General features: G+C 71.3%; 21 protein-coding genes. 4 read left to right on the top strand and 17 right to left on the bottom strand.

Annotation, left to right across the window (positions count from 1 at the left end):
• Positions 1–11: 11 nt before the first annotated feature.
• Entirely contained in the window at positions 12–1,397 is a 1,386-nt protein-coding gene (locus tag MRBLWO14_RS01120; RefSeq protein WP_341934653.1) for an MFS transporter, read from the top strand.
• Between the two features lie 27 nt (positions 1,398–1,424).
• On the opposite strand, the gene MRBLWO14_RS01125 is transcribed toward MRBLWO14_RS01120, so the two are convergent.
• Genes MRBLWO14_RS01125 through MRBLWO14_RS01155 form a run of 7 tightly spaced genes read right to left on the bottom strand, consistent with a single transcriptional unit; the run spans position 1,425 to position 10,581 of the window.
• Positions 1,425–2,648 carry a M20 family metallopeptidase gene (locus tag MRBLWO14_RS01125; RefSeq protein WP_341934654.1) on the bottom strand — a complete coding sequence of 408 codons (1,224 nt, stop codon included), beginning with the start codon at positions 2,646–2,648 and terminating at the stop codon, positions 1,425–1,427.
• A complete protein-coding gene (locus MRBLWO14_RS01130; protein WP_341934655.1) occupies positions 2,645–3,415 on the bottom strand; it encodes an ATP-binding cassette domain-containing protein in 771 nt (256 codons plus the stop codon). The genes MRBLWO14_RS01125 and MRBLWO14_RS01130 overlap by 4 nt, the downstream gene beginning before the upstream one ends.
• Positions 3,412–5,214, bottom strand: coding sequence for a dipeptide/oligopeptide/nickel ABC transporter permease/ATP-binding protein (locus MRBLWO14_RS01135; RefSeq protein ID WP_341934656.1), 1,803 nt, complete (start codon positions 5,212–5,214; stop codon positions 3,412–3,414). Before MRBLWO14_RS01135 ends, MRBLWO14_RS01130 begins: the two co-directional genes overlap by 4 nt.
• Before the next feature lies 1 nt (position 5,215).
• Entirely contained in the window at positions 5,216–6,259 is a 1,044-nt protein-coding gene (locus tag MRBLWO14_RS01140; RefSeq protein ID WP_341934657.1) for an ABC transporter permease, read from the bottom strand.
• Between the two features lies 1 nt (position 6,260).
• Entirely contained in the window at positions 6,261–7,850 is a 1,590-nt protein-coding gene (locus MRBLWO14_RS01145; RefSeq protein WP_341934658.1) for an ABC transporter substrate-binding protein, read from the bottom strand.
• A gap of 53 nt (positions 7,851–7,903) precedes the next feature.
• The gene (locus MRBLWO14_RS01150; RefSeq protein ID WP_341934659.1) at positions 7,904–9,478 is read right to left on the bottom strand and encodes a hydantoinase/oxoprolinase family protein; all 1,575 of its coding nucleotides are present in this window, start codon (positions 9,476–9,478) and stop codon (positions 7,904–7,906) included.
• Entirely contained in the window at positions 9,475–10,581 is a 1,107-nt protein-coding gene (locus MRBLWO14_RS01155) for a DUF917 domain-containing protein (protein ID WP_341934660.1), read from the bottom strand. Before MRBLWO14_RS01155 ends, MRBLWO14_RS01150 begins: the two co-directional genes overlap by 4 nt.
• A 73-nt stretch (positions 10,582–10,654) precedes the next feature.
• Here MRBLWO14_RS01155 and MRBLWO14_RS01160 point away from each other — a divergent pair, with 73 nt between their 5' ends.
• Positions 10,655–12,133: a helix-turn-helix domain-containing protein gene (locus MRBLWO14_RS01160; protein ID WP_341934661.1), complete on the top strand. Its 1,479-nt coding sequence runs from the start codon at positions 10,655–10,657 to the stop codon at positions 12,131–12,133.
• Between the two features lie 23 nt (positions 12,134–12,156).
• Here MRBLWO14_RS01160 and MRBLWO14_RS01165 read toward each other — a convergent pair whose 3' ends face one another.
• The 9 genes from MRBLWO14_RS01165 to MRBLWO14_RS01205 form a co-directional block, all read right to left on the bottom strand.
• The gene (locus MRBLWO14_RS01165; RefSeq protein WP_341934662.1) at positions 12,157–13,293 is read right to left on the bottom strand and encodes a CoA transferase; all 1,137 of its coding nucleotides are present in this window, start codon (positions 13,291–13,293) and stop codon (positions 12,157–12,159) included.
• Positions 13,290–14,897 carry an amidohydrolase gene (locus tag MRBLWO14_RS01170; RefSeq protein WP_341934663.1) on the bottom strand — a complete coding sequence of 536 codons (1,608 nt, stop codon included), beginning with the start codon at positions 14,895–14,897 and terminating at the stop codon, positions 13,290–13,292. Before MRBLWO14_RS01170 ends, MRBLWO14_RS01165 begins: the two co-directional genes overlap by 4 nt.
• Positions 14,897–16,384 carry an amidohydrolase family protein gene (locus tag MRBLWO14_RS01175; protein ID WP_341934664.1) on the bottom strand — a complete coding sequence of 496 codons (1,488 nt, stop codon included), beginning with the start codon at positions 16,382–16,384 and terminating at the stop codon, positions 14,897–14,899. The genes MRBLWO14_RS01170 and MRBLWO14_RS01175 overlap by 1 nt, the downstream gene beginning before the upstream one ends.
• A gap of 49 nt (positions 16,385–16,433) precedes the next feature.
• Complete coding sequence (locus MRBLWO14_RS01180; RefSeq protein ID WP_341934665.1) at positions 16,434–17,462, bottom strand: ornithine cyclodeaminase; 1,029 nt, start codon at positions 17,460–17,462, stop codon at positions 16,434–16,436.
• Positions 17,459–18,112, bottom strand: a complete 654-nt coding sequence (locus MRBLWO14_RS01185; RefSeq protein WP_341934666.1) for an FMN-binding negative transcriptional regulator — start codon at positions 18,110–18,112, stop codon at positions 17,459–17,461. The genes MRBLWO14_RS01180 and MRBLWO14_RS01185 overlap by 4 nt, the downstream gene beginning before the upstream one ends.
• 215 nt (positions 18,113–18,327) lie before the next feature.
• A complete protein-coding gene (locus tag MRBLWO14_RS01190) occupies positions 18,328–19,167 on the bottom strand; it encodes a MaoC family dehydratase N-terminal domain-containing protein (RefSeq protein ID WP_341934667.1) in 840 nt (279 codons plus the stop codon).
• Complete coding sequence (locus tag MRBLWO14_RS01195) at positions 19,164–20,393, bottom strand: CoA transferase (RefSeq protein ID WP_341934668.1); 1,230 nt, start codon at positions 20,391–20,393, stop codon at positions 19,164–19,166. Before MRBLWO14_RS01195 ends, MRBLWO14_RS01190 begins: the two co-directional genes overlap by 4 nt.
• Entirely contained in the window at positions 20,390–21,373 is a 984-nt protein-coding gene (locus MRBLWO14_RS01200) for a hydroxymethylglutaryl-CoA lyase (protein ID WP_341934669.1), read from the bottom strand. The genes MRBLWO14_RS01195 and MRBLWO14_RS01200 overlap by 4 nt, the downstream gene beginning before the upstream one ends.
• Entirely contained in the window at positions 21,370–22,650 is a 1,281-nt protein-coding gene (locus MRBLWO14_RS01205) for a hydroxymethylglutaryl-CoA reductase, degradative (protein WP_341934670.1), read from the bottom strand. The genes MRBLWO14_RS01200 and MRBLWO14_RS01205 overlap by 4 nt, the downstream gene beginning before the upstream one ends.
• A gap of 207 nt (positions 22,651–22,857) precedes the next feature.
• On the opposite strand from MRBLWO14_RS01205, the gene MRBLWO14_RS01210 reads away from it, so the two are divergent.
• Both MRBLWO14_RS01210 and MRBLWO14_RS01215 read left to right on the top strand, forming a co-directional pair.
• Positions 22,858–23,721, top strand: coding sequence for an alpha/beta hydrolase (locus MRBLWO14_RS01210; protein WP_341934671.1), 864 nt, complete (start codon positions 22,858–22,860; stop codon positions 23,719–23,721).
• Between the two features lie 14 nt (positions 23,722–23,735).
• Positions 23,736–25,703, top strand: a complete 1,968-nt coding sequence (locus MRBLWO14_RS01215; protein WP_341934672.1) for a GAF domain-containing protein — start codon at positions 23,736–23,738, stop codon at positions 25,701–25,703.
• Here MRBLWO14_RS01215 and MRBLWO14_RS01220 read toward each other — a convergent pair.
• Positions 25,700–26,125: a cupin domain-containing protein gene (locus MRBLWO14_RS01220; RefSeq protein ID WP_341934673.1), complete on the bottom strand. Its 426-nt coding sequence runs from the start codon at positions 26,123–26,125 to the stop codon at positions 25,700–25,702. The genes MRBLWO14_RS01215 and MRBLWO14_RS01220 overlap by 4 nt on opposite strands.

The following is a 26,125-nucleotide window of genomic DNA, read 5'->3' on the forward strand; positions in this document are numbered from 1 at the left end:
AGTGGAGTGCCATGGACATCGACATCGCCGACGACATCGACCGCCCCGGACTGGATCCGCGAGACCAGCGACGCCGAGCCGTGATCGGAAGCTCGGTCGGAACGATCATCGAGTGGTACGACTTCACGCTGTACGGTCTCGCGTCGGCCCTCGTGTTCGCGCCGCTGTTCTTCCCGGGCGGCGGCGACTTCGCCGGGCTCCTCGGCGCTTTCGCGACGTTCGCCGTCGGTTTCGGCGCGCGTCCGATCGGTGGCTTGGTCTTCGCCCACTTCGGCGACCGCATCGGTCGCAAAGGCACGCTGCTCGCGACGCTGCTCATGATGGGCATCGCCACCACGCTGATCGGGCTCCTCCCGACCGCGGAGACCATCGGCATCTGGGCGCCGATCCTCCTCATCGTGCTGCGTCTCTTCCAGGGCGCGGGCGCCGGGGCCGAGTTCGCCGGCGCCATGACCATGGCCAGCGAGTCGTCGGACACGCGGAACCGCGCGTTCATCGCGGGCTTCCCCGGAGCCTCCGTCTATCTCGGCATGGCTCTCGCGACCTCGACGTTCGCGCTCATCAGCCTGCTGCCCTCCGACCAGTTCCAGGCGTGGGGCTGGCGCATCCCGTTCATCGCGAGCATCGTGATCGTCGCGTTCGCCCTCTACTTCCGTCTGCGCGTGAAGGAGACGGCGGCGTTCGAGGCGGCGGAGCGCGAGGGCACCGTGTCGCACGCGCCGCTCGCCCTCGCCGTGCGCTCGCACTGGCGCACGCTGCTCGCGGGTATGGCGTTCTTCGTGTTCGCCCTGCCGTGGGTGTACATCGTCCAGACGTTCTCGATCTCGTACACGACCGGCACCCTGACCGTGAATCCCACGCACGCGCTCATCGGCCTCATCGTCGCCGAGCTCCTCACCATCCCCGCCACCCTCGGGTTCGGGAGGCTCGCCGACCGGATCGGCCGCAAACCCGTGCTGCTGGGCGCCGCGATCTTCGCGATCGTGTTCGCGTTCCCGCTCTTCCTCCTGTTCCAGACCGAGAACTCGGTGCTCGTCGCGCTCGGCCTGATCCTCGGCCTCGCCATCGTGCAGGGAGCGACGATCGGCGTCAGTGCCGCCATGCTCGCCGAGCTCTTCCCCACGCGCATGCGGTGGAGCGGCATCGCGATCTCCCGCGAGATCCCGGCGGCGCTCGTGGGCGGCACCGCGCCGCTCGTCGCCACGGCCCTCGTCGGGCTCACGGGCGGCACGCCCTGGCTCGTCGCCGCCTACCTCGTGGGCCTCAGCGTGATCGGCGTGATCGGCATCGCGTCTCTGCCGGAGACGCTCCCCCGCGCGTCAGCGACGACGGACGCCCAGGGCACCAAGGACGCAGGCGCCGCGGAGCGCACTCCGGACGCGGCCAGCCGCCGCTGACAGCGCGACACGCGCGGGGTCGGTCCGTCAGGCCTCGCCCCGCGCGAGTCGGCGCCACGCGAGCTCGGCGAGAACCGTCGCCTGCAGAGGCAGGACACCGTCGTCGAAGACCGCATGCTCGGAGTGCAACGGCATCGGGCCGCTGTCGGGGGCTGCGCCGACGAACACGAGGGCGCCGGGGACCTCCTGCAGCACGTAAGAGAAGTCCTCGGAGGCCATCGACGGCGCCGCCAACCGCGTGACGCGCTCGACGCCGACGAGACCGTCGAGCACCGACAGGACCTCCCGCGTCTCCGCGGGGTCGTTGTAGGTCACCGGATACGAGGCGATGAACTCGGTCTCCAACCGGCATCCGTTCGCCTCTGCGATGCCCGCCAGCATGGTCGGGAGCTCATCGCGCACGGTGTCGAGGGTCGTCATCGACAGGGTGCGGATGTTCGCCTCCAGGAACACGCTCGCCGCGAGGACGTTGCTCGCCTCCGAGTCGCTGCTCAGGCGCGTGATCGAGATCACGGCCTGATCGGTGGCGGGCAGACGTCGTGCGGCGAAGGTCTGCGTCGCGAGGATGAGCTGCGCGGCGACGGGCACCGGATCGATGCCGAGCTGAGGGAAGGCGGCATGCCCGCCGGTCCCGTGCAGAGTCATGCGCAGCGCGCTCGCGCTCGCCATCATCGCCCCCTCGCGGGTCACCAGACGGCCCGACGACGTGGCGCTGTCGACGTGGAGCGCGTAGGCCGCGACCGGCCGGTCGCCTGCCGCGTCGAGCACGCCCTCCTCGATCATGATGCGACCGCCCGCCTGCCCCTCCTCGCCCGGCTGGAACATGAAGACCACCGTGCCCGCGAGCTCGTCGCGGCGCGCTGCGAGCAGGCGCGCGGCGCCGAGCAGGCCCGCCATGTGCAGGTCGTGCCCGCACGCGTGCATCGCACCCGACGTGGCGGCGAACGGCAGTCCGGTGGCCTCGGCGATCGGGAGTCCGTCCATGTCGCCGCGCAGCAGCACGACCGGTCCGGGGCGGCCGCCCCTGAGCACCGCCGTGATCGACGTCAGACCCTCGCCCCGGGTGACCTCGAGGTCAAGATCCGCCAGTTCGCGCAACAGGATCCCCTGCGTGCGCGGCAGGTCGAGGCCGATCTCGACCGCGGAATGCAGCTCGCGGCGGATCGCGATCAGCGAATCGCGCAGCGACTCCGCGGCATCCGCGAATCCTTCCGCTGTCGACGTGGTCTTCTCCTCGGTCGCGGGAGTCATCCGAACTGCATCCTCTCTCCGAGAGCGGGAACCGCCTCGAGCAGGTCTCTGGTGTAGGGGTCTGCCGGTGCGTCGAGCAGCGCCTCGGTGGGGCCGCTCTCGACCACTGCGCCGTGGCGCATCACGCACACCTCGTCGCTGATGTATCGCACGACGGCGAGGTTGTGCGAGATGAAGAGCATGGAGAGCCCGAGTTCCTGCTGCACCTCGCGGAGCAGGTTCAGGATGGCGCCCTGCACGGACACGTCGAGCGCACTGGTGACCTCATCGGCGATCAGCACCGACGGCTCCCCCGCCAGAGCGCGTGCGACGGTGATGCGCTGTCGCTGGCCGCCCGAGAAGGCTCCGGGGCGCTCACCCGCCCGGTCGGGGTCGAGATGCACCTGGGCGAGCAGCTCCCGCACGCGCGCGACGCGCTCTGCCCGAGACCATCGCCGACCGGTCGACCTCAGCGCCTCGGCGATGGAGTCGCCGACCGGCATGAGGGGGTCGAGGGCCGAGAACGGGTCCTGGAAGACGAGCTGCATACGGCGACGGGCGCGTCGCGCCGCTGCTCCGCCTCCGGTCGTCTCGACGCCGTCGACGCGGATCGACCCGGACTCCGGTCGCACCAGACCGACTGCGGCCGCGGCGATCGTGCTCTTGCCCGACCCCGACTCGCCGACGAGTCCGACCGTCCGCCCCTGCGGAACCGCGAGGCTCACACGCTCGACGACCCGGGTGCGACCGTAGCGCACGCTCAGGTCGTCGATCTCGAGTGCGTTCATACCGGCACCTCCTGGTCGTGGGCGTCTCGCTGCGGCGCAGCCCCTGGCTCGTCGAGAGCCTCGGGGCGGAGCTCCGGAGGGATCACGGGCAGCGGCCGGGTCCGGTCGCTGGTCATGTCGGGCAGGCAGGCGATGAGAGCGCGCGTGTACGGATGCCGGGCGTCCTCACGGATGCGGTCCGCCGCGAGGCTCTCGACCACGAGGCCGTCCTTCATCACGATCACCCGATCGCAGAAGGCGGAGACGAGCGCGATGTCATGGGAGATGAAGACGATCGCGGCGCCGGTCTCCTCCTGGGCGCGATGCAGCACGCCCATCACCTGGCGCTGCACGGTCACGTCGAGCGCCGTGGTCGGCTCGTCGGCGACGATGAGCCGCGGCCGCCCTGTCAGCGCCATGCCGATCATCGCCCGCTGCCGCATACCGCCGGAGAACTCGTGCGGATACTGCGTCAGGCGCGACGCCGCGTTCGCGATCCCCACCGCCGAGAGTGCATCGGCGGCGCGAGCGCGCGCCTGCGTCGGCCGCATCCCCATGTGCACCTCGGGGACCTCGGTGAGCTGTCGTCCGATCGTGAGCGCGGGGTTCAGAGACGTGAGCGGGTCCTGGAAGATCATGCCGAGCTCGACGCCCAACCGCGCACGATCGGATGCCGTGAGCGTGCGCGTCATGTCGAGATCGTCGAAGCGGTGCCCCGAGGTGGTGACGATCGCGTCGTCGCCGAGCAGCCCGGCGAGGGCCATCGCCGTGAGGGACTTGCCCGACCCGGACTCGCCGACGATGCCGACGATCTCTCCCCGTGCGATGCGCAGGTCGACCCCGCGCACCCGCTCGACCGCGCCGCCGTCTGCCGTCGGGAACGCGATGCGCAGATCGGTGATCTCCGCCACGATGTCGCTCGCCGGCTCGGTCGCCGCCGGGACCCGGCCTGTGCGTCGAGAGGCGAGCGTCACCGCTCCGGTCGCTCGCGCGGCGACCGCGCGCAGTCCCGCGCCGCGGGTGGCGGCGACGGCTTCGCTGAGCAGCGTGAAGACGAGACCGGCGAGGACGATCGCGATCCCCGGTCCGATCGCGGCGAGCGGGTTCACGTAGATGCGGAGGATGCCCTCCTGCAGCATCCGCCCCCAGTCGTATGCGGGCGCCTGCACGCCGAGCCCGAGGAACGAGAGGCCGGCGAACGAGAGCAGCGTCACGCTCGCGGTGGCGGCGGCGTTCACGAAGAACGGGTTCGCGATGTTGGGAAGCACATGCCTGACGAGGATGCCGACAGGCCCCACGCCCACGACACGGGCCGCCCTGACGTAGTCGCGGCCCGACACCGATGAGGCGAGGTTGTACACGAGACGGGCGAACGACGGAATGCCGGCGAATCCGATCGCGAGCATCGCACCGGTCGCGGTGGCTCCCCAGATCACCGTGAAGAAGAGCACCATCAGCAGCCACGGGAACGCGAGGAGGATGTCGAGGAGGCCGGTGAACCACCTCCGCGGATAGCGGGGCAGGATGCTGGCCACGAGGCCGAACACGACTCCTCCGGCCAGCGCGATCGCGGTCGCGCCGAGCGTGAGCAGCAGGGTGAGGCGCGTCGCCGCCAGGACCCTGGCGAGGATGTCGCGACCCAGCTCGTCGGTGCCGAAGGGATGCGCGGCACTCGCCCCGAGCAGACGCGACGACACGTCGGTGGTGTCGGCCGCCGCGCCCCAGAGCAGCGGCCCGGCGATCGCGAGGAAGGCGAGCAGCGCAGCGCCGACCACCGCGGCGATCGCAGTCGGGGTGAGGAGACGGGAACGAGCGGACATCTCAGCCCTCCGTGATCGAGGAACGCGGGTCGATGGTGGCGAGGATGACGTCGACCACGAGGTTCACGCCGAGCACGATGAGCGCGTAGACGATGACCACGCCCTGCACCATCGGGTAGTCCTTCGCTCCGACCGAGGACACCATGATCGTGCCGAGCCCGGGGATCGCGAACACCGTCTCGATGAGCACGGTCGCTGCCGTGAGACCGGCGAGGATGAGGCCGCCGACCGTCAGGGTGGAGGTGACGATGTTCGGCAGCGCGTGCCGCAAGTAGATCAGTCGCCGAGGCAGGCGCTTGGCGCGCGCGGTCGTCATGTACGTGGTGTCGAGCACGGCGAGCATCTCGACCTGCACGATCCGCACGAGGTACGCCATCGGGCCGACGGCCAGGGCGATGACCGGCAGCACGGCGTCCGCCGGCTTGCCCCACCCTGCGGCGGGGAGCCATCCGAGTTCCACGGCGAAAAGCGCGATGAGCGCGACGGCGACGAGGAAGCTCGGCACGGCGATGAGGATGCCGAGGAAGGCCGACAGGGCGATCGAGAGCCCTCGCCGACGACCGGATCGCGCGAGCACCGCGGCGCCGATCCCCGCGGGCAGCGCCCCGACGACGGCGATCACGAAAGCGAGAACGGCGAGCAGCAGTGTGGTCGGGAAGCGCTGGGACAGCACATCGGTCACGGGCCTCTGCAGCCGCACGGACGTCCCCAGGTCGCCGGTCACGAGACCGCCGAGGTAACGGAGGAACTGCTCCCCCATCGGACGGTCGAGGCCGAGCTGCGCCCGCGTCGCCTCGACGAGCTGCGGTGTCGCGCTCTGACCGAGCGCCGCGCGCACGGGGTCGCCCGGCACGAGGTACATGAGCAGGAAGGACGCGACGACCACGACGGCCAGGGAGAGCACGAGCCGACCGAGGCGACGCAGCAGGAAGGCCGTGCGCGGGGACAGTCCCCGGCGCAGGCGGCGCTCCTCCGCCCGCGCCGCCAGGGCGGCCGTGGTCGTGTCGACCACCTCGGCGGTCGCGGGAGGAGGAGTCGTCGTCATGTCAGCCCAGCATCCGGATCGAGGTCGGCTGGATGTAGTTCGGCTGCTCGAACACCGCGCCCGACTGGTAGGTCGGCAGGATGTTGTCGATCACCGGGAACACGTCGAAGCGCTCGATGAGCTGCTTCTCGGCATCCTGGAAGATGCCGCAGCTGTCCTCGGGCGTCGCGCTCGACGCCTCCGCGACGAGGGCCGAGTACTCGGGGTTGTCGACCCACATGAAGTTCAGCCCGCCCTGGTCGGGGGTGGCGCCGTCGAAGAAGGTGGACAGGATCACCGGTCCGCCCGGTGCGACCTGCACCCAGCCCGTGTCCCAGTCGAAGGTCGAGAACAGCTGCTCCGACCAGGCCGCCGCGTCGTTCGCGGTGAGCTCGGTCGTGACGCCGAGGCCGTCCCAGGCCTCCTTGACGAGCTCGGCGGCGGCCGCGTGGGTCGAGGTGGGCGCGTTGTAGACGAACTTGATCGTCAGCGGCACGCCGTCCTTCTCGCGGAGGCCGTCGGAGTTCAGCGCCCATCCCGCCTCGTCGAGCAGCTCTCCCGCGCGGTCGAGGTCGGTGTCGGGCAGGGTCCATTCCGGTTCGTCGGCGACGCAGAGGAGCGGGTTCTTGGTGACGAGGGAGATCGGCTCCAGCCCCTCGCCGTCGGCGATGACCGTGCCCACCTCGCCGCGGTCGATCGCGATCGACAGCGCCTCGCGCACGAGCGGGTCGGCGAACGGACGTCCCTCCTTCTCGTTGAAGAGCATCATGCCGACGGGGTTGCGCACGCCGGTGTGGGTGAGGCCGGCGCCGTCGAGACGCGCGCGGTCGGCTCCGGTGATCGTCGCCGCGTTGAGCTCGCCCGACAGGAGCAGGTTCGACGCCGTGCTCTCGTCGGTCACCACACGGGCTTCGATCGTGTCGGGCAGACCCTCGGTGTCGCTCGTGACGTCGTCGGGACCCCAGGTGTACCCGTCGCGCTTCGTGAACGTGTAGGTGTCGCCGGGCTTCACATCGCTCAGGCCGTAGAGGCCCGTGCCGTCGGTCGTGTCGGCCAGCGCCGTGGTGTCTTCGAGGCCTGCATCGCAGACCAGCATGATCGTGCCGACGTTGACCGCGAGGAACGGGTTGTTCTCGGTGCTCGTGACCGTGACGGTGTCGCCGTCGGCGGTCGCCGAGATCCGCTCGTCGATGACCGATCCGTACGAGAACGTGGCGTTGGCCGGGTCGGCGTTGTAGTTCAGGTTGTCGGCCACGGTCTGGGCCGTGAACTCGGACCCGTCCGTGCAGGTGATCCCGTCCTTGAGGGTGAACACGACCTCGGTGCCCGTCTCGTCCCAGCTCTCGGCGAGCCAGGGCACGAGGTCGCCGTCCGCGGTCACCGCGATCAGCGACTCGTAGGCGAGGCTGACGACCGAGAACGTGTCGGGCGAGACCGCCTTCATCGGGTCGAGGTCACCGGGATCGTCGTTCACCGCGGTGACGAAGGTGCCGCCGGAGACGAAGTCGCCCTCATCCGGGCCGGACTGATCGGACGACCCCGCGCACGACGCCAGTGTCAGCGCGAGGATGGAGAGAGCGGCGGCCACGGGTACTGCGGTACTGCGTTTCATAGCGTTCTCCTGATTTCGGGTGGGTGGAGCTGTGGTGCGGACGGGTCTGGGTGTCAGCGGACGGGGGCCTCGGCCGACAATCGGGCCAGTGGGCCGGCTGCCTTGACCGTGACGTTGACGGTGGGCTGCGTGGTGTACGGCACATGGGTCTCGAGGACCTCGACCACGGAGACCTGCAGCGGATCGGCTCCCGCCTGGATCGCCTTCGCGACCGCAGCCTCGGAGGCCTGCTCGATCGCCGTCTCGCGATCGCCCATGGGCGCCATCTGATCGGCACGTCCGCCGGCGAGCGAGATGGCGGCGCCGACCGCATTGGCCACGCCCCCGTGCTCGGGGCGGAGGATGCGGCCCGCGCTGGGAAGACTGTCCGGCACGAGGAATCCGCCACCTCCCACGACGACGAGCGGGATGTCCATCCGCCCGAGCGAGAGACGCTCGACGGCCTCGTCGAGCCGATCGGCGACGACCGCCAGTGCCCGCTCGAGCGCGGCGGACACCGTCGGCGTGAGCGAGGGCAGTGCGCGGCCGACCACGGGGGTGCCCTGGAGCGCGGCGGCATCGGTGAGGGTCGGGGTCGATCCGCCGAACAGCAGCCCCTCCCGGTCGATGCGGTAGCCGACGGAGTCAGGCCCGACGCGCCCGGACTCGACGTCGACGATGGTGCCGCCGCCGATGCCCACGCTGAGGATGTCGGGCATCCGGAAGTTCGTGCGCACTCCGCCGATCTCGCGCGGCAGCGTCGACTCACGCGGGAAGCCGCCGACCACGACGCCGAGGTCGGAGGTCGTGCCGCCGACGTCGATGACGATCGCGTCGTCGTGACCGGACAGGTAGGCCGCCCCTCGGATCGAATTCGCCGGGCCAGAGCCGATCGTCAGCACCGGGTACTGGGCCGCGTAGTCGAGGGACATCAGTGTGCCGTCGTTCTGGGCGAAGAACGTCGCGGCGTCGAGGCCTTCCTCGGCCACGACCGTGACGAGTGCCTCGGTCACCGATCGCGCGACGCTGTACAGGGCCGCGTTCAGCAGCGTGGCGTTCTCGCGCTCGAGCAGACCCGTCGGGCCGATGTCCTGACTGAGGAACACGCGGGTGTCCTGCCCGAGGTGACCGCGCAGCAGCTCGGCGACCTCCAGCTCCTGCTCGGGCGATGAGGGACTGAAGATGCCGGCGACGGCGATCGCGTCGAAGCCGGCGAGCCCGTCGACGAAGCGGAGGATGCCGTCGCGGTCGAGCGGAGCGATCGGGGTGCCGTCGACCATGTGACCGCCGCCGAGCATGGTCGAGCCGGCCAGCACCATGCTCACGAGGTCTTCCGGCCAGCCGGTCAGAGGCGGATACTCCGTCGCGGCGGGAGCACCGAGACGGATCATGGCCACCCGGTCGAGCTGCCGCCGCTGCACGATCGCGTTGGTCGCGTGCGTCGTTCCGAGCATGACCCGGGAGACCCGCGACCGGTCGTCGCCGATCGCGGCGAGCACATCGCGGATGCCGGCGCGGATGCCGCCGGTGATGTCGTCGGTCGTCGCCCGCTTGGTCCAGGCGAGAACGCGGCCGTCTCCGTCGAGGACGACGGCGTCGGTGTTCGTCCCTCCGACGTCGACGCCGATGGACAGGTCGCGCGCGGTCATCGGTTCGCTCCTTCGAAGGGGACGTACGGCAGGTCGTAGCCGAAGGCGGCGGGCCCCGCCAGTTCGAGACCGCGGTCGGTGCGCCAGATCGGATCGCACGCCCAGGCCAGGACCGACACCCGCTGCCCGAAGCGCAGCATCTCGGTGGTGATGGCGTGGCCGGTCTCGGCGTCGATGATCGTGATGAGATCGGGGACGCTGACGAGCACCTCGCCGTCCTCGAGCACGAGCAGGTTCTCGTTCTGCAGTTCGAGGCGCTGCAGTCGGCCGCGGTCGGCGCCCGTCCCGGTGATGGTGACCGAGCCGCGCACGAACCCGCCGACCGTGCGGCGGTCGAGATCGGTGATCTTGCCGGTCATGAGCACACGGGCGTCGAGTTCCGCGGCGACTGCGGACACCGGGTCCGACGACGACATCAGCGCGTGTCCGACCCGGAGGGCGGCGCTCACGGTGCCCTCGATGACCGATCCCCGCACGGTGTCGGCCGTCATCGGGTAGTGGGCGCCGATGCAGATCGATCCGCTCGCGACGGTGAGAGCGCGCGCGTGGCGCTCGAGCCAGTGCAGGTCGATGGTCTTCATGACCGAGATGTTGCCGACGACGTCGCTCTGCACGGCCCATTCGCAGGGGACGCCCGCCACGTTCATGGCCACCATCGCGGCATCCGGGAACGCTCGGCCCATGCCGTCGGCGTCGAGCACCTTGAGGCCCAGCCGCGCGGCCCAGCCGATCGGCTGCACGCCGTTGCTCCCGCCGATCTCGGCCGCCATGAGCGTCGTGACCGGGCGACCGAGCAGGCGCTCGGCCTCGGCGAGCAGAGCGTGGATCTGCCCCGATGCCGAGAGCATCTCGATGCCGACCGTCGGAGCGCCGATGCCCGACATGAGGATCACGACGTCCTCGGGTCCGAGGTCGTCGACGCGGACGAGCGGTACGGGTCCGTGCTCGCGCAGCGCGTTCTCGACCATGATCTGCGACGTGTACACGGCGCCGCCGCCTCCGGTGCCGAAGATCGCGGTGCCGACGCCGAGCGCGGCGATGTCGTCTGCCGTGATCTCGGTGATCGGTGCCGCTGTGGCCGCGGCGGGGGAAGTCTGAGCCATGACTTCACGGTACGGAGGGTGCACGAGAGGAGCAATGTTCGCAGCGTCCAGTGTTTCCCTGCATACTGTGCGCATGGCACAGTACTCGATCCTCGACCTTCGCGATGATGCCGACCGCCTCGGCCTCCGACTGCACGCGGGCCCTGTCGACGACCGCCAGGTCGCGCGCGTCGACCTCGCCGCCGTCGACCGGATCGACGCTCTCGCCAGCGGGACGCTCGCGATCATCGCCGGCGACGAGCAGCCGCCGCCCTTCCGCATCGACGTCGCTCTGCGCCAGGCCAGCGCCCGCGGGCTCGCGGGTCTCGTGTTCACGACCCCCCTGACCCTCGCGGAGACCGCCAGGGTGCTGGCGGAGCGAGGCGGGGTGCCCGTGTTCTCCGCGACCGGCAGCACGGCGGCCGAGCTCGCGAAGACGATCGACCGCGCCATCTCGGGCGGGGCCTCCGAGGCGATGATGCGCGGTGCGCGAGCGATCGCCGTCGCGTCGGAGGCCGCCTCCGCCCCCGACAGCACGACCGAGAGCATCCTCGCGGCCGCGGGGGCCGCACTCGGAGCCGACCTGGCGATCGACCCGGATGCCGCGGCCGCCTGGACAGAGGCCGACGCGGTGTTCATCGGCGAGGTGCCGATCGGACGCCTCGTCGCCGCCCAGGCGGACGATGCGAGCATGGTCGCCGTGCCCGTCATCGCCTCACTGCTCTCGCGCGCCGCGCAGCGGCAGAGCCGCGACCGGTTCGCCCCCACGCAGTCGCGCGCCGACCTGCTGCTCGAGCTCGTTCTCGCCGACCCGTCTCGTGCAGAGGGATTCGTTCCGCAGGCCGCGCGGCTCGGCCTCCCCCTCGCCCGCTCGCACGTGGTCGCCTGGCTCAGCCCCACCCGTCGGGCCGACCCCGATGCCAGGGCGCCGCGCAGCGTGCAGCCGGCGCTCGAACTGTTCGCCCTGCAGCTCGTCGAGTCGCGCGCGGAGATGTGGCACGTCGCCTTCCTGCAGGACGATCTGCTGCTGGTCTGCACCGAGGAGCACGGAGCCGGCGACCATCAGCGCCGCGTGCGGGAGGTGGCCGCGCGCATCCAGCGGCAGGCGCAGGAGATCGCCGGCGCGGACTGGGCGTACACGCTCGGACTCGGCACGCCCCAGGTGGGGGCGCTCGGTCTGCGCCAGTCCGCGGCCGAGGCGCGCATCGCGGCGGAGTCGGCGATCGCCGCCGGGCGCCTGGGCGGCGTCGAGCTCACCGACGTGACGGGGCTGCGACGCGTGCTGCTCGACGTGTACGCCTCGCCCATCAGCAGGGAGCTGCTGCAGGACATCCTGCGTCCGCTCGACGAGCTCGGGCCGGAGCGCGCCAGACAGTCCGTCCGCACGCTGCTGGCCTATCTCGGGCACGAGGGCTCGCTCGTGCACGCCGGACGCGAGCTGACACTGCATCCGAACGGCGTCGGATACCGCATGCGCCGCATCCGCGAGCTGCTCGGCATCGACCTGGACGACCCCGACGCGAGGTTCGCCGTCGAACTCGCCTGCCGCGTGCGGCTTCTCGGCGACGGGTGATCCGCGCAGCCGGTGGACCGTGATCACGACCGCAGTTCGGCTCGGAGCGCCGGCCCGTCGGCGTCGAGCACGGGGGCCCTCGACAGTCTGGCCGTGCCGTTCGTCGCCAGCGCGGAGCGGGCGATCGTGACCCCGTCGTCGTCGTCGATCATCCCCAGCGCCGCGGCTTGAGCTCCCCGCGCGGCCTCCTCGGGGCTGCGCACCCGTGCGACGAGGACGCGGGCGGCCCGCAGGCGCTCGACGACGACGTCGAGGTCGAGATCGGCGAGGCGTCCGGCGAGGACGCCCTCGATCGCCGCTCGACCCGCGACCCGATCGCGATTGCGCGCCCACCCCTCGCCACCGAGCTCGGCACCGAGGTCGAGCGCGGCGATCAGCCGCGCGAACATCGGGTCGTTCGTCGCCCCGAGGACGACGTGCCCGTCCGCCACCGCGAACGCGCGATACGGCACGATCGACGGATGCGAACTCCCCCACGGCTTGGCGGGAGGCCCGCCGGCGGAGGACGAGGCGATCACGGTGCCGAGCGCGCTGAGAGCCGTCGCGAACAGCGAGAACTCCAGACGTCGCCCCCGGCCCGTGCGCTCGCGTTCCAGCAGCGCAGCCAGCACCCCGTTCACCATGGCCATGCCGGTCGCGATGTCGACCATCGCGACCCCCGAGCGCACGGGATCCGCGCCCTCGTAGCCGGTCACGTGCATGAGACCGGACTCGGCCTCGACGGTCACGGCCGTCCCCGGTTCCGCCGACAGGGGTCCCGTCTGCGAGAAGCCGCTGATCGAGGCGTACACGAGCGCCGGGAAGCGGGCGACCATCTCCTCGGCGCCGATGCCCAGCCGGTCGGCGACTCCGGGACGGAAGCTCTCCACCACGACGTCCGCCGATGCGATCAACGCGTGCGCGACCTCCCGATCCGCCTCGGCGGTGAGATCGAGGACGATGCTGCGCTTGCCGCGGTTGATCGCCTGGAAGTAGGCGCTCGATCCGTGCACGAACGGCGGACCCCAGTGCCGGGTCTCATCGCCAGACCCCGGCTGCTCGACCTTGACGACCTCGGCTCCGAGCTCCGCGAGCGTCATGGTCGCCGAGGGCCCGGCGAGCAGCCTCGTGAAATCGATCACGCGCACGCCCTCGAGGGGGCGGAAGGATGCGTCGGTCACATCCCCTCCCTTCGGAACACCCGCTCTCCGCGGATCCAGGTCTCGGCGACGCGTACGTCGGCGATCTCGTCGGCCGCCACCGAGAACACGTCGCGCTCCAGCACCGCGAAGCTGCCGTCGAACCCGGGGGCCAGCATCCCGACACCGGTGAGCGGCGACAGACGCGCCGCCCGCGAGGTGTAGAGCAGCAGAGCCTGGGGTACCGTGATCGCCGCCTCCGGGCCGAACTCGACGCCGTTGTAGGTACGCCGGCGCACCGCGGCCTCGACGGAGAGCATCACGTCGTCGGCGCCGCTCCACGCGGTGGCGGGGCGATCGGACGAGAGAGCGAGCGGATCGAGCCCGGCGTAGAGCCGGGCGATGGGATACGCATCGGGGACCTGTTCGACCCGCAGCGCCTTCTCGTAGCCGTCGTACTCGGCGAAGAAGAACACGGTGTGGGTGGCGATGCCGAAGCGCATGCGCGCGGCCCGCAGACGGGCGAGGTAGGCATCGCTCACGATCGTCGCGTGCTCGATGCGCACGGAGGGGATGCCGTCAAGCCAGGGCTCCTGGTGCTCGAAGAGCTCCACGACGCGGTCGAGCGCGCGATCGCCCATCGCGTGGACGGCGAGCTGCACGCCGTTGCGGCGCGCCCACTCCCCTGCTGCGAGCACATCGTCGTCGTCGACCAGCCGGAGCCCGTGGTCGCACGAGCCAGGGTACGCCTCGTGCACCCAGGCCGTGCGGTTGGAGTAGGCGCCGTCGAGCACGACCTTGACCCCCGCGATCCGGATCGGTCCGTCGCGGTCGTCCGCGCCGATGTCGTCGAGCGGCGCGGCGGGATCCCACCCCGGGTAGAGGGCGACCCTCGTGCGCAGACCCCGCTCTGCGGCCGCGCGGAAGGTGTCGAGCGGCCGATCGATCCGCGACGAGAGCAGATCGCACACGGCGACGATCCCGCGCGATGCCAGCTCGTCGCCGATCGACACGATCGCGTCGATCTGCTCGTCCCTGCTCGGTGCCGGGATGAAGGCGGCGACCGCATCGACGGCCGCGATCTCGGTGAGGATGCCGTTGGGTCGCCCGTCCGCGTCGCGCTCGAAGCGCGCGCCGTCGGGGTCGGGGGTCGTCGCGGTGATCCCGGCGAGTTCCAGCGCTGCGGTGTTGCAGACCGCCGAGTGCGCGTCGCACCGCCATACCAGCACAGGCCGGTCGGTGCCGATGCGATCCAGGTCTGCGGCCGTCGGCATGGCGCCGTCGGGGAACTTCGTGTCGTCGAAGCCGCGCCCGAGGACCCAGGCGTCTGCAGCGCTGATCGTCTCGGCGTGAGCGCGCAGCGTCGCGACGAGGTCGTCGACGCTCCGCACGGCGGGCGGGAAGCACTCGACGGCGGCTGCCGTGCCCGCGAGCAGCGCGGGGTGCGTGTGGCTGTCGATCAGTCCGGGGAGCACCGTACGGCCGCCGAGGTCGACGATCTCGCCGGCGGCCTCCCCGGTCGACGCCGCCTCGTCGGTCGCACCGACCCAGTCGATCCGACCGTCGACGACGCGGAACGCCGACGCGAAACCGGTCTCGGACTCGCCAGTGAACACCCGGCCGTTGACGAAGGTGACGGCGCCCATCAGAGCGCCCGGTGGGTGAAGCGTCCGCCGAGGAGGGTCGCGGCGACCGGCATCCCCCGCAGTCCGTCGCGGTCGCAGGCGTAGGGGTCCCGGTCGGTGAGCACGAGGTCGGCCGGCTGCCCCACCGAGAGGGAGGAGCGGACGGATGCCGCGAGAGCCACGTCGAGCGGCAGCCGCTGCTCCGGGTGCCACGCCTCGCGGTCGCCCCTGCTCCGAGCGGTCGCCGCCGAGAGTGAGATCCACGGGTCGAGGGGCGCGACCGGCGCGTCCGAGCCCAGCCGCAGCGCGGCGCCGGACCGGTGCAGCGAGCCGAACGCGAACGCCCGCCCGGTGCGGCCGGCCCAGTGGTGGTCGGCGACGTCTCGATCGTCCATGGCGTGCTCCGGCTGGACGCTGGCGATGAGACCCAGGCGTGCGAAGCGGTCGAAGTCGTCGTCGCGCACCAGCTGCGCGTGCTCGATCACGCCCCGCATGCCGAGATCCTCGAAGGTGTCGAGCACCTCGGTGTTCGCCCGATCGCCGATCGCGTGCACGGCCGCGTCGATGCCGGCACCGCGGGCGCGGTCGAGCAGGCGGCGCAGCTCGGGCACGGGGACGCTCTCGAGCCCGCACGCGTGCGGGTGGCCGGGATCCATGCCGGGGTAGGGATCCCAGCACCAGGCGGTCCTGGTGTTGAGCGAGCCGTCCACGACCACCTTCAGCCGTCCGAAGGTCACCAGCCCCGCCTCGTCCACGACGTCGCCGGTGCGGTACCCGTCCGCGATCGCCGCGTCGAGTCGGTCCGGCCACACGGCGATGTCGGTGCGCAGGCTCCTGAGGCCGGATGCCGTGCGCTGCGACCACTCCGAGACGTTGTCGGTGTTCTCGTATTCGACGATGCCGACCACACCGCGAGCGGCCGCGGCGGCGGCGGCCTCCGCGTAGGCGTCGGCGGGCAGGTGCGACGCCTCGTCGAAGGAGTGCAGCAGGCTGATCCACGGGCCCTCGCGCAGCAGCCCTGACGAGTCGAGCTCGACTCCGAACCTTCTCGCGGCTGCCCGGTTCATCCAGCCGCAGTGCAGGTCGCCGCTCACCAGCACGACGGGCACGTCGCGCTCGGCATCGTCGAGGGCGTCGAGGGTGGCCGGCACAGGCCAGAGCCCGTCACGGAAGCCGTACCCCATCAGCACTCCGTCGCTGAGCGGCGCCGCATCCGCGCGCGCCCGCCGGACGACATCGAGCACGTCGTCGGCGCTGCGGGTCTCGGTGAGGTCGAGACGGCGCCGGCGGATCACATGCTGCGTGAAGTGCACGTGAGCATCCCACAGGCCCGGGCCGATCCAGCGGCCCTCGGCGTCGACGACCTCACCGGTGGCGGGTGCGCCGCCCGCCGGCTCGACGGCCGCGATGAGCCCATCGCGCACGACCACGTCGACGGGGTCGCCGCCGTCGTACGCGCGCACGTCGCGGAGTGTCAGGCTGTCGCGCAGTGGCTGGGTGTCGCTCATGCTGCTCCTCTCGGCGCCCGGGGCGCGAGGTGGGTCTGGACGGGTCCGGTCAGCCGACGGGTACCGGAGACGTGGCGAAGCCGAAGAGGTCCTTCGGGTCCTCGGGCGTCGCGACGAGGTCGATCTCGGTGTCCAGCCCGCTGCCGGCGAGATCCGCGCGCAGGTGCCGCAGCGCCGAGAAGTCCTCCAGGGCGAACCCCACCGAGTCGAAGATCGTCACCTGCTCCGACGAGGTGCGGCCCGGCGCCGAGCCGTCCAGCACCCGCCAGAACTCCGTCACCGGGAAGTCCGCCGCGACGTTCTGGATCTCCCCCTCCACGCGAGTCTGCGGCGTGTACTCCACGAACACCGGCCCGCGCTCCAGAATCCGCGGATCCAGCTCGGTCTTGCCTGGGCAGTCGCCGCCGATCGTGTTGATGTGCATCCCCGCAGCCACGTCGGCATCCGCGAGCACCTGCGCGACGGCCTTGTCTGCCGTGCACGTCGTGACGATGTCCGCGCCCGACGCGGCCTCCGCGGCCGACGAGCACACCGTGATCTCGAACCCCCGAGGCTCCAGGTTCCGCACGAACTTCTCCGTCGCCCGCGCGTCCACGTCGAACACCCGCAGCCGTGACACACCCAGCACCCCGCGGAACGCGAGTGCCTGGAACTCCGCCTGACTCCCCGCACCGATCATCGCCATCACCGTCGAGTCCGGCCGGGCGAGCCGACGAGCGACCATCGCCGACGTCGCCGCCGTCCGCAGCGCGGTGAGCATCGTCATCTCCGCGAGGAACACCGGATAGCCGTTGTGCACGTCCGCGAGCACCCCGAACGCCGTCACGGTCTGATACCCGCGGCCCGGATTGAACGGGTGCCCGTTGACGTACTTGAACGCGTAGGTGTCGGGGTCGCTGATCGGCATCAGCTCGATCACCCCGAACGGCGTATGGTTCGCGACCCGCTCGCTCTTGTCGAACGACTCCCACCGGCGGAAGTCCGTCTCGATCGTCTCCGCCATCTCGGTCATGATCGCCTCGGCGCCGCGACGCGAGATCCACTCCACCATGTCCTGCACACCCACGAACGCGGTCATGCGGTCTCCTCCTCTGCGTGCAGAGCCTCGCGGTTGACCGCAGCGATGCGGTCGGCGAGCCTCCGGTTCTCGTACGGGCCCGGTCGGCGCAGCGCATCGATCACGCGCGCGATCACGGCAGCCGGCTTGTCCTGACTCATCTTGTCCTTCGCCTCGACGCGATCGACCCGGAGACGGAAGCCGACCGTGCCGTGCACGATCCGCTCCGCGTAGGCGGTGTTCTCCAGCGAGCGGTGCATGAGGAACGGATCGGGCAGCGGGCGCTCGAACCAGGCGACCAGACGGTCGAGCACCGCCAGGTTCTCGTCGTCCGAGAGCAGTTCAGGGGTCCCGTGCAGGTGGGCGACGGCGAAGTCCCAGGTGGGGACGGCGGGCGATGACTCGTACCACCCCGGCGAGACGTACCCCTGCGGGCCGTAGACGATGACCATCGTCTCGTGCTGTCCGAGCTCGTGCAGCCGTTCGTCGGGGCGGCCGACGTGGCTCACCAGCACGATGCCCTCGGCATCCTCGTCGAGCAGCACCGGGTAGTGCGAGGCGACGAGCCCCGTACCGGGCACGTGGCTGACGATGGTCGCCCACGGGTTCTCGCGCACGAGCGCGCGCACGGCATCGACGTCGTCGAGCGCGTAGTCGGGGTTGTGCCTCATGGCGTCTCCAGGTCGGTGGCTGTCAGGTGGACTTTCGAATCGCGTGCCTTGCAGAAATCGACGGGCCGAAGTGGTGAATCAAGCGATTCGAAAACCGGGAGTGCGGGTGCACCGGTCGTCCTGACACTCACGGTACGGACGACGGATGTCGGCGGCAATGTTCTGCAGCAACAGTGCTCAGAGGCAAACTGTGCCGAATGCACAGCTCCGGTGCGTCAGCGCTCGGAGAAGGTGATGTCGGCGATGGCGAGCACCACGTCGTCGGGGTCGATGGCCGTGACGCGCAGGCCGTCGGCCGTCACTCCGCCACCCACGAGCCGCAGCGGCCGGTCCACGAGGATGGGCGCGATCGCCCGCACGTCGAGACGGGTGGGCACGCGCCCGTCGGCGTGGTGCCGGGCCGCGTCCATGAGCAGGATGCGCGTGAGCGGCCCGTGCACGAGGAGATCGGGCAGCCCTTCGACCTCGCGCGCCCAGGCCCGGTCGTAGTGGATGAGGTGGGTGTTGAAGGTGAGCGCCGAGAAGCGGAACAGCTGCCGCGCATCGAGCGAGATCTCTTCGACCCAGTCGGCCTCGGCCGCGACCGAGGGCTGCGGCAGCGGGCCGCGCTGCGGGGCATCGGGGTCCGCCGCCTCGAGGAACACGTCGTGCCAGACGCTGCGCACCGCGACCTCGCCCGCGACCGCGTACTCGCGGGCGATGTCGACGAAGGTCAGCCGACCGCGCGAGCCCGACTTCTCGACGACACCGCCGAGCGTCGTGGTCTGCGTGACCTCGTCGCCGACGCGGATCGGCCGCAGGAACTCCGTCGTCTCGCCCGCGTACATCCGTCGGGGCAGGTCGATCTCGGGGACGACGCCGTCTCGTGCGGGCGTGCCGTCCGGACGCAGGTCGGCCAGCGGCACCGCGAACGGGAAGAACACGCCCTCCCACCCCGCGGGCAGCGCATCGCCCGCGTCGAGCACGGGATCGGATGCGGCGAACGTGCCGCGGTACGCCTCGACCGTGCCCGTCGTGATCGGCTCGCTGCGCACGACCCGCGACGACGGGCTCACGGCAGCACCCCTGCGGCACGCAGTTCGGCGATGCGGGCGGCGCCGTATCCCGCGTACGTCGCGAGCACCTCGTCGGCGTGCTCGGCGAACCTGTTGGCCGTGCGGGCCGGCGTCGCGGGTGTCTCAGACAGCTTGATGGGCTGGCCGAACATGCGCAGGACGCCGAGGTCTCCGTAGTCGGCCTCGACGATCATGTCGCGCTCGGCGGTCCCCGGGTCGTCGACGACCTCGCCGATCGTCTTGATCGCGGTGAGGGGCACCACATCGCCGGCGAGGTCTTCGAGCTCCTGCTTCGTGCGGCTCGCCAGCCACCCGGCGACGATCGGCTTGACGCGCCGCTCGTACACGTCGTCGTCGAATCGCTTGCGCATGGTGTCGATCTCCGGATCCTCCTTGTGCTCGGGCGTTCCGAAGAGGTCGCAGCTCGCGTTCCAGAGCTTGTCCGTGTACGCCCCGAAGAAGACCTGGCCGTCCGCGCAGTCGAACAGCTCGTACGGACGCACCCAGGCGTGGGCGTTCCCCTGCGGCGAGGCGACCTTACCCGTGACGGTGTAGTCGACGACGGCGGTCTCGGTGAGCGCGACGATGCTGTCGACCTGGGCGACGTCGACGACCTGACCGACACCGGTGGCTTCGGCGTGTCGCAGGGCCGCCAGCGTGCCGATCACCGCGAACAGGGTCGCCGAGAGATCGCCGATCGTCACTCCGACGCGGACGGGAGGATGCTCGGCGTAGCCGTTCATCGACCAGATGCCGCCGGCCGCCTGCGCGGTGTTGTCGAACGCGGGGCGCTTGCTGCGCGACCCGGTGCGCCCGTAGCCCGAGATCGCGGTGTAGACGAGTCGCGGATTGACCTCGCGCAACACCTCGTATCCGACTCCGAGCTTCTCCATGGTGCCGGGGCGGAAGTTCTCGACGAGCACGTCGGCTCCGCGGACGAGGTCTTTCAGCACCTCCTTGCCCTCCGGTGTGGCGAGGTCGAGCCCGACGCCGAGCTTGCCGCGGTTGTACTGCGCGTAATAGGCGCTGAACTCCTCGTCGCCGTCGGTCAGGTACGGCGGGAAGCCGCGCGAGACGTCGGGGTCGCGCGGGTTCTCGACCTTGATGACGGTCGCGCCGAGGTCGGCGAGGGTCTGCGACGCATAGGGACCGGCCAGCACGCGCGAGAGGTCGATCACGGTGACGCCGGCGAGGGCGCCGGGTGCGGGAAGGGTGGTGTCGATCATGCGGTGGTGACCTCCTGTGCGGGTTCGGGGGCGTCGAGCCCCGCGGCGGCGAACGCACGGGCGACGTTCGACGCGGGGCGGACGTTGCGGAGACGGGAGAGCCACAGCGTGGTGGCGGCGAGGGCACCGAGATCGAGTCCCGTCTCGATGCCCAGTCCGTGCAGCATCCACACGAGATCCTCTGTCGCGAGGTTACCGGTCGCGCCCTTGGCGTACGGGCATCGACCGAGTCCGCCGACAGACGCGTCGAACTCCGCGACCCCGAGGCGCAGGGCCGCGTGCACGTTGGCGAGAGACTGCCCGTAGGTGTCGTGCAGGTGAAGCGCGATCCCCTCCACGGGGATCCCCACCGCGAGCGACTCCTGGATGACGGCGGCGGTGTGGCCGGGCGTGGCGACGCCGATGGTGTCGCTGATCGCGATCGTCCGCGCTCCCGCCTCGTGCAGGGCACGGGCGGCCGAGGTTACGGCGTCGAACCCGACGGGACCCTCCCACGGGTCGCCGAACGCCATCGACACGTACCCGCGCACGGGGATGCCCTGTGCCGTGGCGGCGTCGATGACCTCGACCGCGCGGTCGATCGCCCCGGCGCGGCTCGTGTTGAGGTTCGCTCCGGCGAACGACTCGGTGGCGCTCACGACGACCGACACCTCGCGGATGCCGGCCTCCACGGCCCGCTGGAGTCCCCGCAGGTTCGGGACCAGCCCGACCGCGCGCGCCCCGTCGGGCACCTCGAGCGAGGCGACGACCTGCTCGGCGTCCGCCAGCTGCGGGATCCAGGTGGGCGGGACGAAGCTCGTGACCTCGACGTCGCGGCTGCCCGCCGCGTAGAGCCGCCGGCAGAGCTGCGCCTTGACCGGGGCCGGGATGATGTCGGTCTCCGCCTGGAGCCCGTCGCGGGGCCCCACCTCGAACACCGTCACGCGAGACGGCAGGCCGTCCTCTCGGACGACCCGCGGCGCGGGCAGGGCGTCGCTCATGCGTCGCCCCCGCCCGCACGCAGCTCGGCGAGCACGTCACGGGCGTGCTCGACGCGGATGCGCCGGTCGGCGACGATGCGGGCGGCGACCGCTCCGATCTCGTCGACCGTGGCGCCCGCGGAGGCGGCGACCGTGCGCGCGTGCAGCGTCATGTGTCCACGCTGGATGCCCTCGGCGGCCAGCGCCCGGCATGCCGCGAGGTTCTGAGCGAGCCCGACGGCGGCGATCACGCTCGCCAGCTCCCTGGCTGTGCCGACCCCGAGAAGACGCACCGCGGCCTGCGCTGCGGGGTGCGCCCGCGTCGCGCCGCCGACGAGACCGACCGCGAGAGGCACTTCGAGCGTGCCGACGAGGTTGCCGTCGGCATCCTTCTCGAACTGCGAGAGCGCGGTGTACCCGCCGGCGCGGGCAGCGTGCGAGTGGCAGCCCGACTCGACGGCCCTGGTGTCGTTGCCGGTCGCGAGCACGACCGCGGTGATGCCGTTCATGATGCCCTTGTTGTGCGTGGCCGCACGGTACGGATCGGCCTCGGCGAACGCGCTCGCGGCGACGATGTCGTCGACGACCTGGGCGCCGCCGAGCAGTTCGGCGTCGAACACGGCACGCGCCCTCGTGAGCCGCAGCTCGGCCTTGTTGGTGAGGATGCGCAGCAGCGTGCGCGTCGCGGCGAGCTCCGCGATTCGCGGCGCGATGGCCTCGGCCATCGTGTTCACCGCGTTCGCGCCCATCGCGTCCCGCACGTCCACGTGCAGATGCACGATGACCTGCGTTCCCGCCCTGGTCGGCAGCACGCGCACCGAGATGGCGAAGGCGCCGCCGCCGAGCGAGACGAGCATCGGGTCCTGCTCGTTCGCGAGCGCGAGCAGCTCGCTCTCGGCCTCCAGCAGCGCGAAGCGCGTGCCGTGCGGGTCGACGGCGTCGAGCACCTGGATCTGCGCGATCATGACGTCGCCGGTGTACGAGGTCGTGAAGCCGCCGAGGTCGCGGGCCATGCGGGCGGCGTTCGACGCCGCTGCGACCACGCTCGGCTCCTCCGTCGCCATCGGCACGAGCCGGTCGACACCGTCGATCGTGAAGTTCGTGGCGACGCCGACCGGGATGCCGACCATCCCCACGACGTTCTCGATCATGTGGTCGGCCTGCGCGAGCGAGAGGCCGTCGTCGGGACGCAGCGCCTTCAGGGTGTCCGGCTCGATCCCGGCTCCTTCCGCGACGAGCGAGAGCCGCTCGTCGGGGGTGTGATCGCGCAGTCCGGAGATTCGGCTGTTGGTCGGCATCGGCCACCTTCCTTCCATCCAGCCGCCGGGTCCGCGGCGCTGGGGTCACAGATGACACTAGGAGCGCACGACAGGGGCGACGATGGGTGGAACACTCATCGCCAGGGCGCTTGTATATGCGGTCGACACATCACTCGCGCCCTGGCGCGAACCTAGACTCGCAGCACACCCGACGCTCACCCCGATCCCGATGCGCGAGGAGAACAGATGCCGTACACCGAATCCGCCGACGTGCGCCTCTACTTCGAGGTCTTCGGCGCCGACGACTCCCCCGTCCTCGTGCTCGTCTCGGGCGGCGGGGCGCAACTCCTGAGCTGGGATGAGGAGTTCATCGGCCTGCTCGTCGATGGAGGTCTGCGGGTCGTGCGCTTCGACAATCGCGACACCGGGCTGTCGCAGCTGTTCGGTGGCGACGACGAGGTCGACGGCGGCTACGACCTGATCGATCTCGCGGAGGACGTGCTGCGCGTGCTGGACGAGCTGGGTGTCGCGTCCGCCCACATCGCCGGGCATTCGATGGGCGGGATGATGGCGCAGATGCTCGCGATCCACCACCCCGAGCGGGTGCGCAGCCTCGGGCTCCTCTCCACCCTCCCCGGGCAGTCACCGCGATACGTGCTGCACGGGGAGCGCCCGGAGCTCGCCGAGGCGCCCGTGCGCGTGTCGAGGGAGCAGGCGGTCGCCTTCGCCGCCGCGGCCGTGCAGAGCGGCCCCTCCGGGCGCTACGACCCGCAGGTCGAGTGGCACGTTCGTGCCGCGGGTGAGGCCTACGACCGCGGCTACCACCCGGCGGGTTACTCGCGTCAATGGGCGGCGCTGCGTCGCGCCCCGGAGCGCCTCGACGATCTGCGAGGAGTGCGCGCACCCGCACTGGTCTTCCACGGACGCGACGACGACGTGCTGCACTGGGCGGCGGCGGTCGACATCGCCGAGGCCGTGCCCGGCGCCGAGCTGCAGGTGCACCCCGACATGGGGCACCTCATCCCGCATGAGCTGTGGCCAGACCTCGCCGGCGCACTGCTGCGCACCGCCGCACGCGGCGAGGAGCAGCGCAGCGCCGACCGGATTTGAGGACCACGACGGTCATGCTCGACACTGAACTCGGGCGCCCGCCGGCGCAGACCACCGCGGAAGGGACGACGATGCCCGAGCACGACGATGCGATCGCGTCGCTCCTCGACGCCGCCTACGACCCCGCGCTCGTCGGTCCGACGGGGGTCAGCGACGCGCTGCGCCGTCTCGGCGCCGGTCAGGAGGATGCCGCGCTGATCGCCGAGCGCGTGGCCCGCACCCAGCGCGAACTGTCGCGGCTGCGTCGTCGCGAGCACGAGCTGACCGCCCTGTTCTCGAGCGCGCGCGAGCTCGCCGAGCTGCGCGACAGCGATGCCGTGCTCGCCCGACTCGTACAGCGCGCGCGGGAGATGATGGGTGTCGATCTCGCCTACCTGTCGGAGTTCGACCCCGACACCGCGGAGCTTCGTGTGCGCGAGACGAGCGGGTCCGTGAGCGCGTCGTTCCAGCAGCTGCGCGTGCCGCCGGGCCGCGGGCTCGCGAGCGTCGTCGTCGAGTCGCGCTCGGCCCACTGGGCGGCCGACTACGCGACGTACACCGCAGACCGCCATGACGCGGGGATCGACGATGCGGTCTCGGCCGAAGGACTCGTCTCGCTCCTCGGCGTGCCGATGCTCAGCAGCGACGACGTGCTCGGCGTGCTGTTCGTCGGCAATCGCGAGAAGAAGGAGTTCTCCCCCGACGAGGTGGCGCTGCTGTCGGCCCTGGCCGACCATGCCTCGGTGATCCTGCAGACGACGCAGACGCTGCGCGACCTGCGCGACTCGGAGGACGCGAGCCGCCGCACGCTGGAGAGTCTGACCGCCCATCTCGTCGAGCGCGACCGCGCGAACACGGTGCATCAGGAGCTCGTCCAGGCGGTGCTCGCCGGCGGCGGCTTCGCCCCGGTGGCCGAGACGCTGGCCTCGGCACTCGGCCGGGCCGTCGCGATCATCGACGCGCAGGAGAACGTGATCGCCGCAGCCGGACTCCCCCTCGCCCCGGGGATGCTGTCGCTCGACGACCCGGTGCGGTCGGCTCTGGCCGAAAGCCGACGCCACGGACACTGCGTGCCGATCGCCGGCCCCGGGGTGCGCGCCGTGTCGGCGCTGACCGCCGGCAGCCGGCACTTCGGCGCCCTGCTGCTCGGCGACGGGGCCTTCGAACTCGGAGCCGTCGACCTGCGGACGATCGAGCGCGCCGCCCAGGTCGGGGCGCTGCTCGAGCTGCAGCAGGAGGCGGCGTCCGGAGCGGACCGCCGCGTGCGCAGCGAGCTGATCGCCGATCTGCTCGACGATGTGCCGGAGCGCCGATCCGACGTCGAACGTCGCGCGCGGCGGCTCGCCGTCGATCTCGGCGCTCTGGACTCGCTGCTCCTGCTGTCCGTGCCCGGCGACCAGCAGGCGGCTGCCGCACGAGCCCTGGCGCGCGCGCTCGACGACCGCGCGCTCGTGGGCGAGTATCGGGGCTTCGTCGTCGCCGCTCGGGAGCACACCCGCGTCGATGTGGATCTGGAACAGCTGCGGTCGCAGGTCTCGGCGGCGATCCAGGATGCGGTGACCCTCGTCGTCCCTCCGCCGCATCGCGATCCGCTCCCCGCCGCCTTCCTCTCCGCGCGACGCACGGCGCGCCTGCTGACGGCGCTCGGTCTCGACGGCCTGACCGCGCACGTGGAGGACTTCCTCCCCTATTCGGCGGTGCTCGATGCCGACGCGGAGGGCCTGTCGACGTTCCTGCGCGACACCATCGGCGCCGTCCGCGACTACGACGCGGATCGCAACGCGGATCTACTCGGCACGCTCCGTGCCTTCGTGCGCCACAATGCGAGCCCGACCCGCACCGCCCGCGCGTTGAACTTCCACACCAACACGATCCTCCAGCGCCTCGACCGACTCGATCACGTGCTCGGGTCGGGATGGCGCGACGACGAGCGGATGTTCCGCATCGGGATCGCGGTGAGACTCGACGAGCTGCGCGAGCGACTGCGCGCTCCGAGTTCCTAGCGTTCCGCTTCCGCGTCGAAGATCTCCGTCCCGGTCTGCGGGAACGGATGCGGGCCGCGCGGGCCGAACACCAGCACCAGTTCGGCGACGGCATCCGACTCGTTCCGCACGCCGTGACGCATGCCCTCCGGTGCGTAGAACGCATCGCCCGGCGTTAACGTGCGCCGATCGTCGCCGGAGGTGACGACGACCTCGCCCCTGGTGACGACGTACAGCTCGTCCGAGCTGCCCGGCGAGCAGCTGTCCGGATCGCCGCCCAGGTGGTGGTGCTGTCCCTCCTCGGCTCCGGGTTCCAGCCGGTACATCATGACCGAGATGGGCAGCGATGTCGTCTGGCGGAAGAACCACTCGATGCCGATGCGACCGGCACCGTCGTAGAGTTCCCAGTCGTGGTGGTCGTCGCCGCGCTTCTGGACGCGCAT

The organism is Microbacterium sp. LWO14-1.2 (assembly GCF_038397715.1).
Lineage (GTDB): Bacteria > Actinomycetota > Actinomycetes > Actinomycetales > Microbacteriaceae > Microbacterium.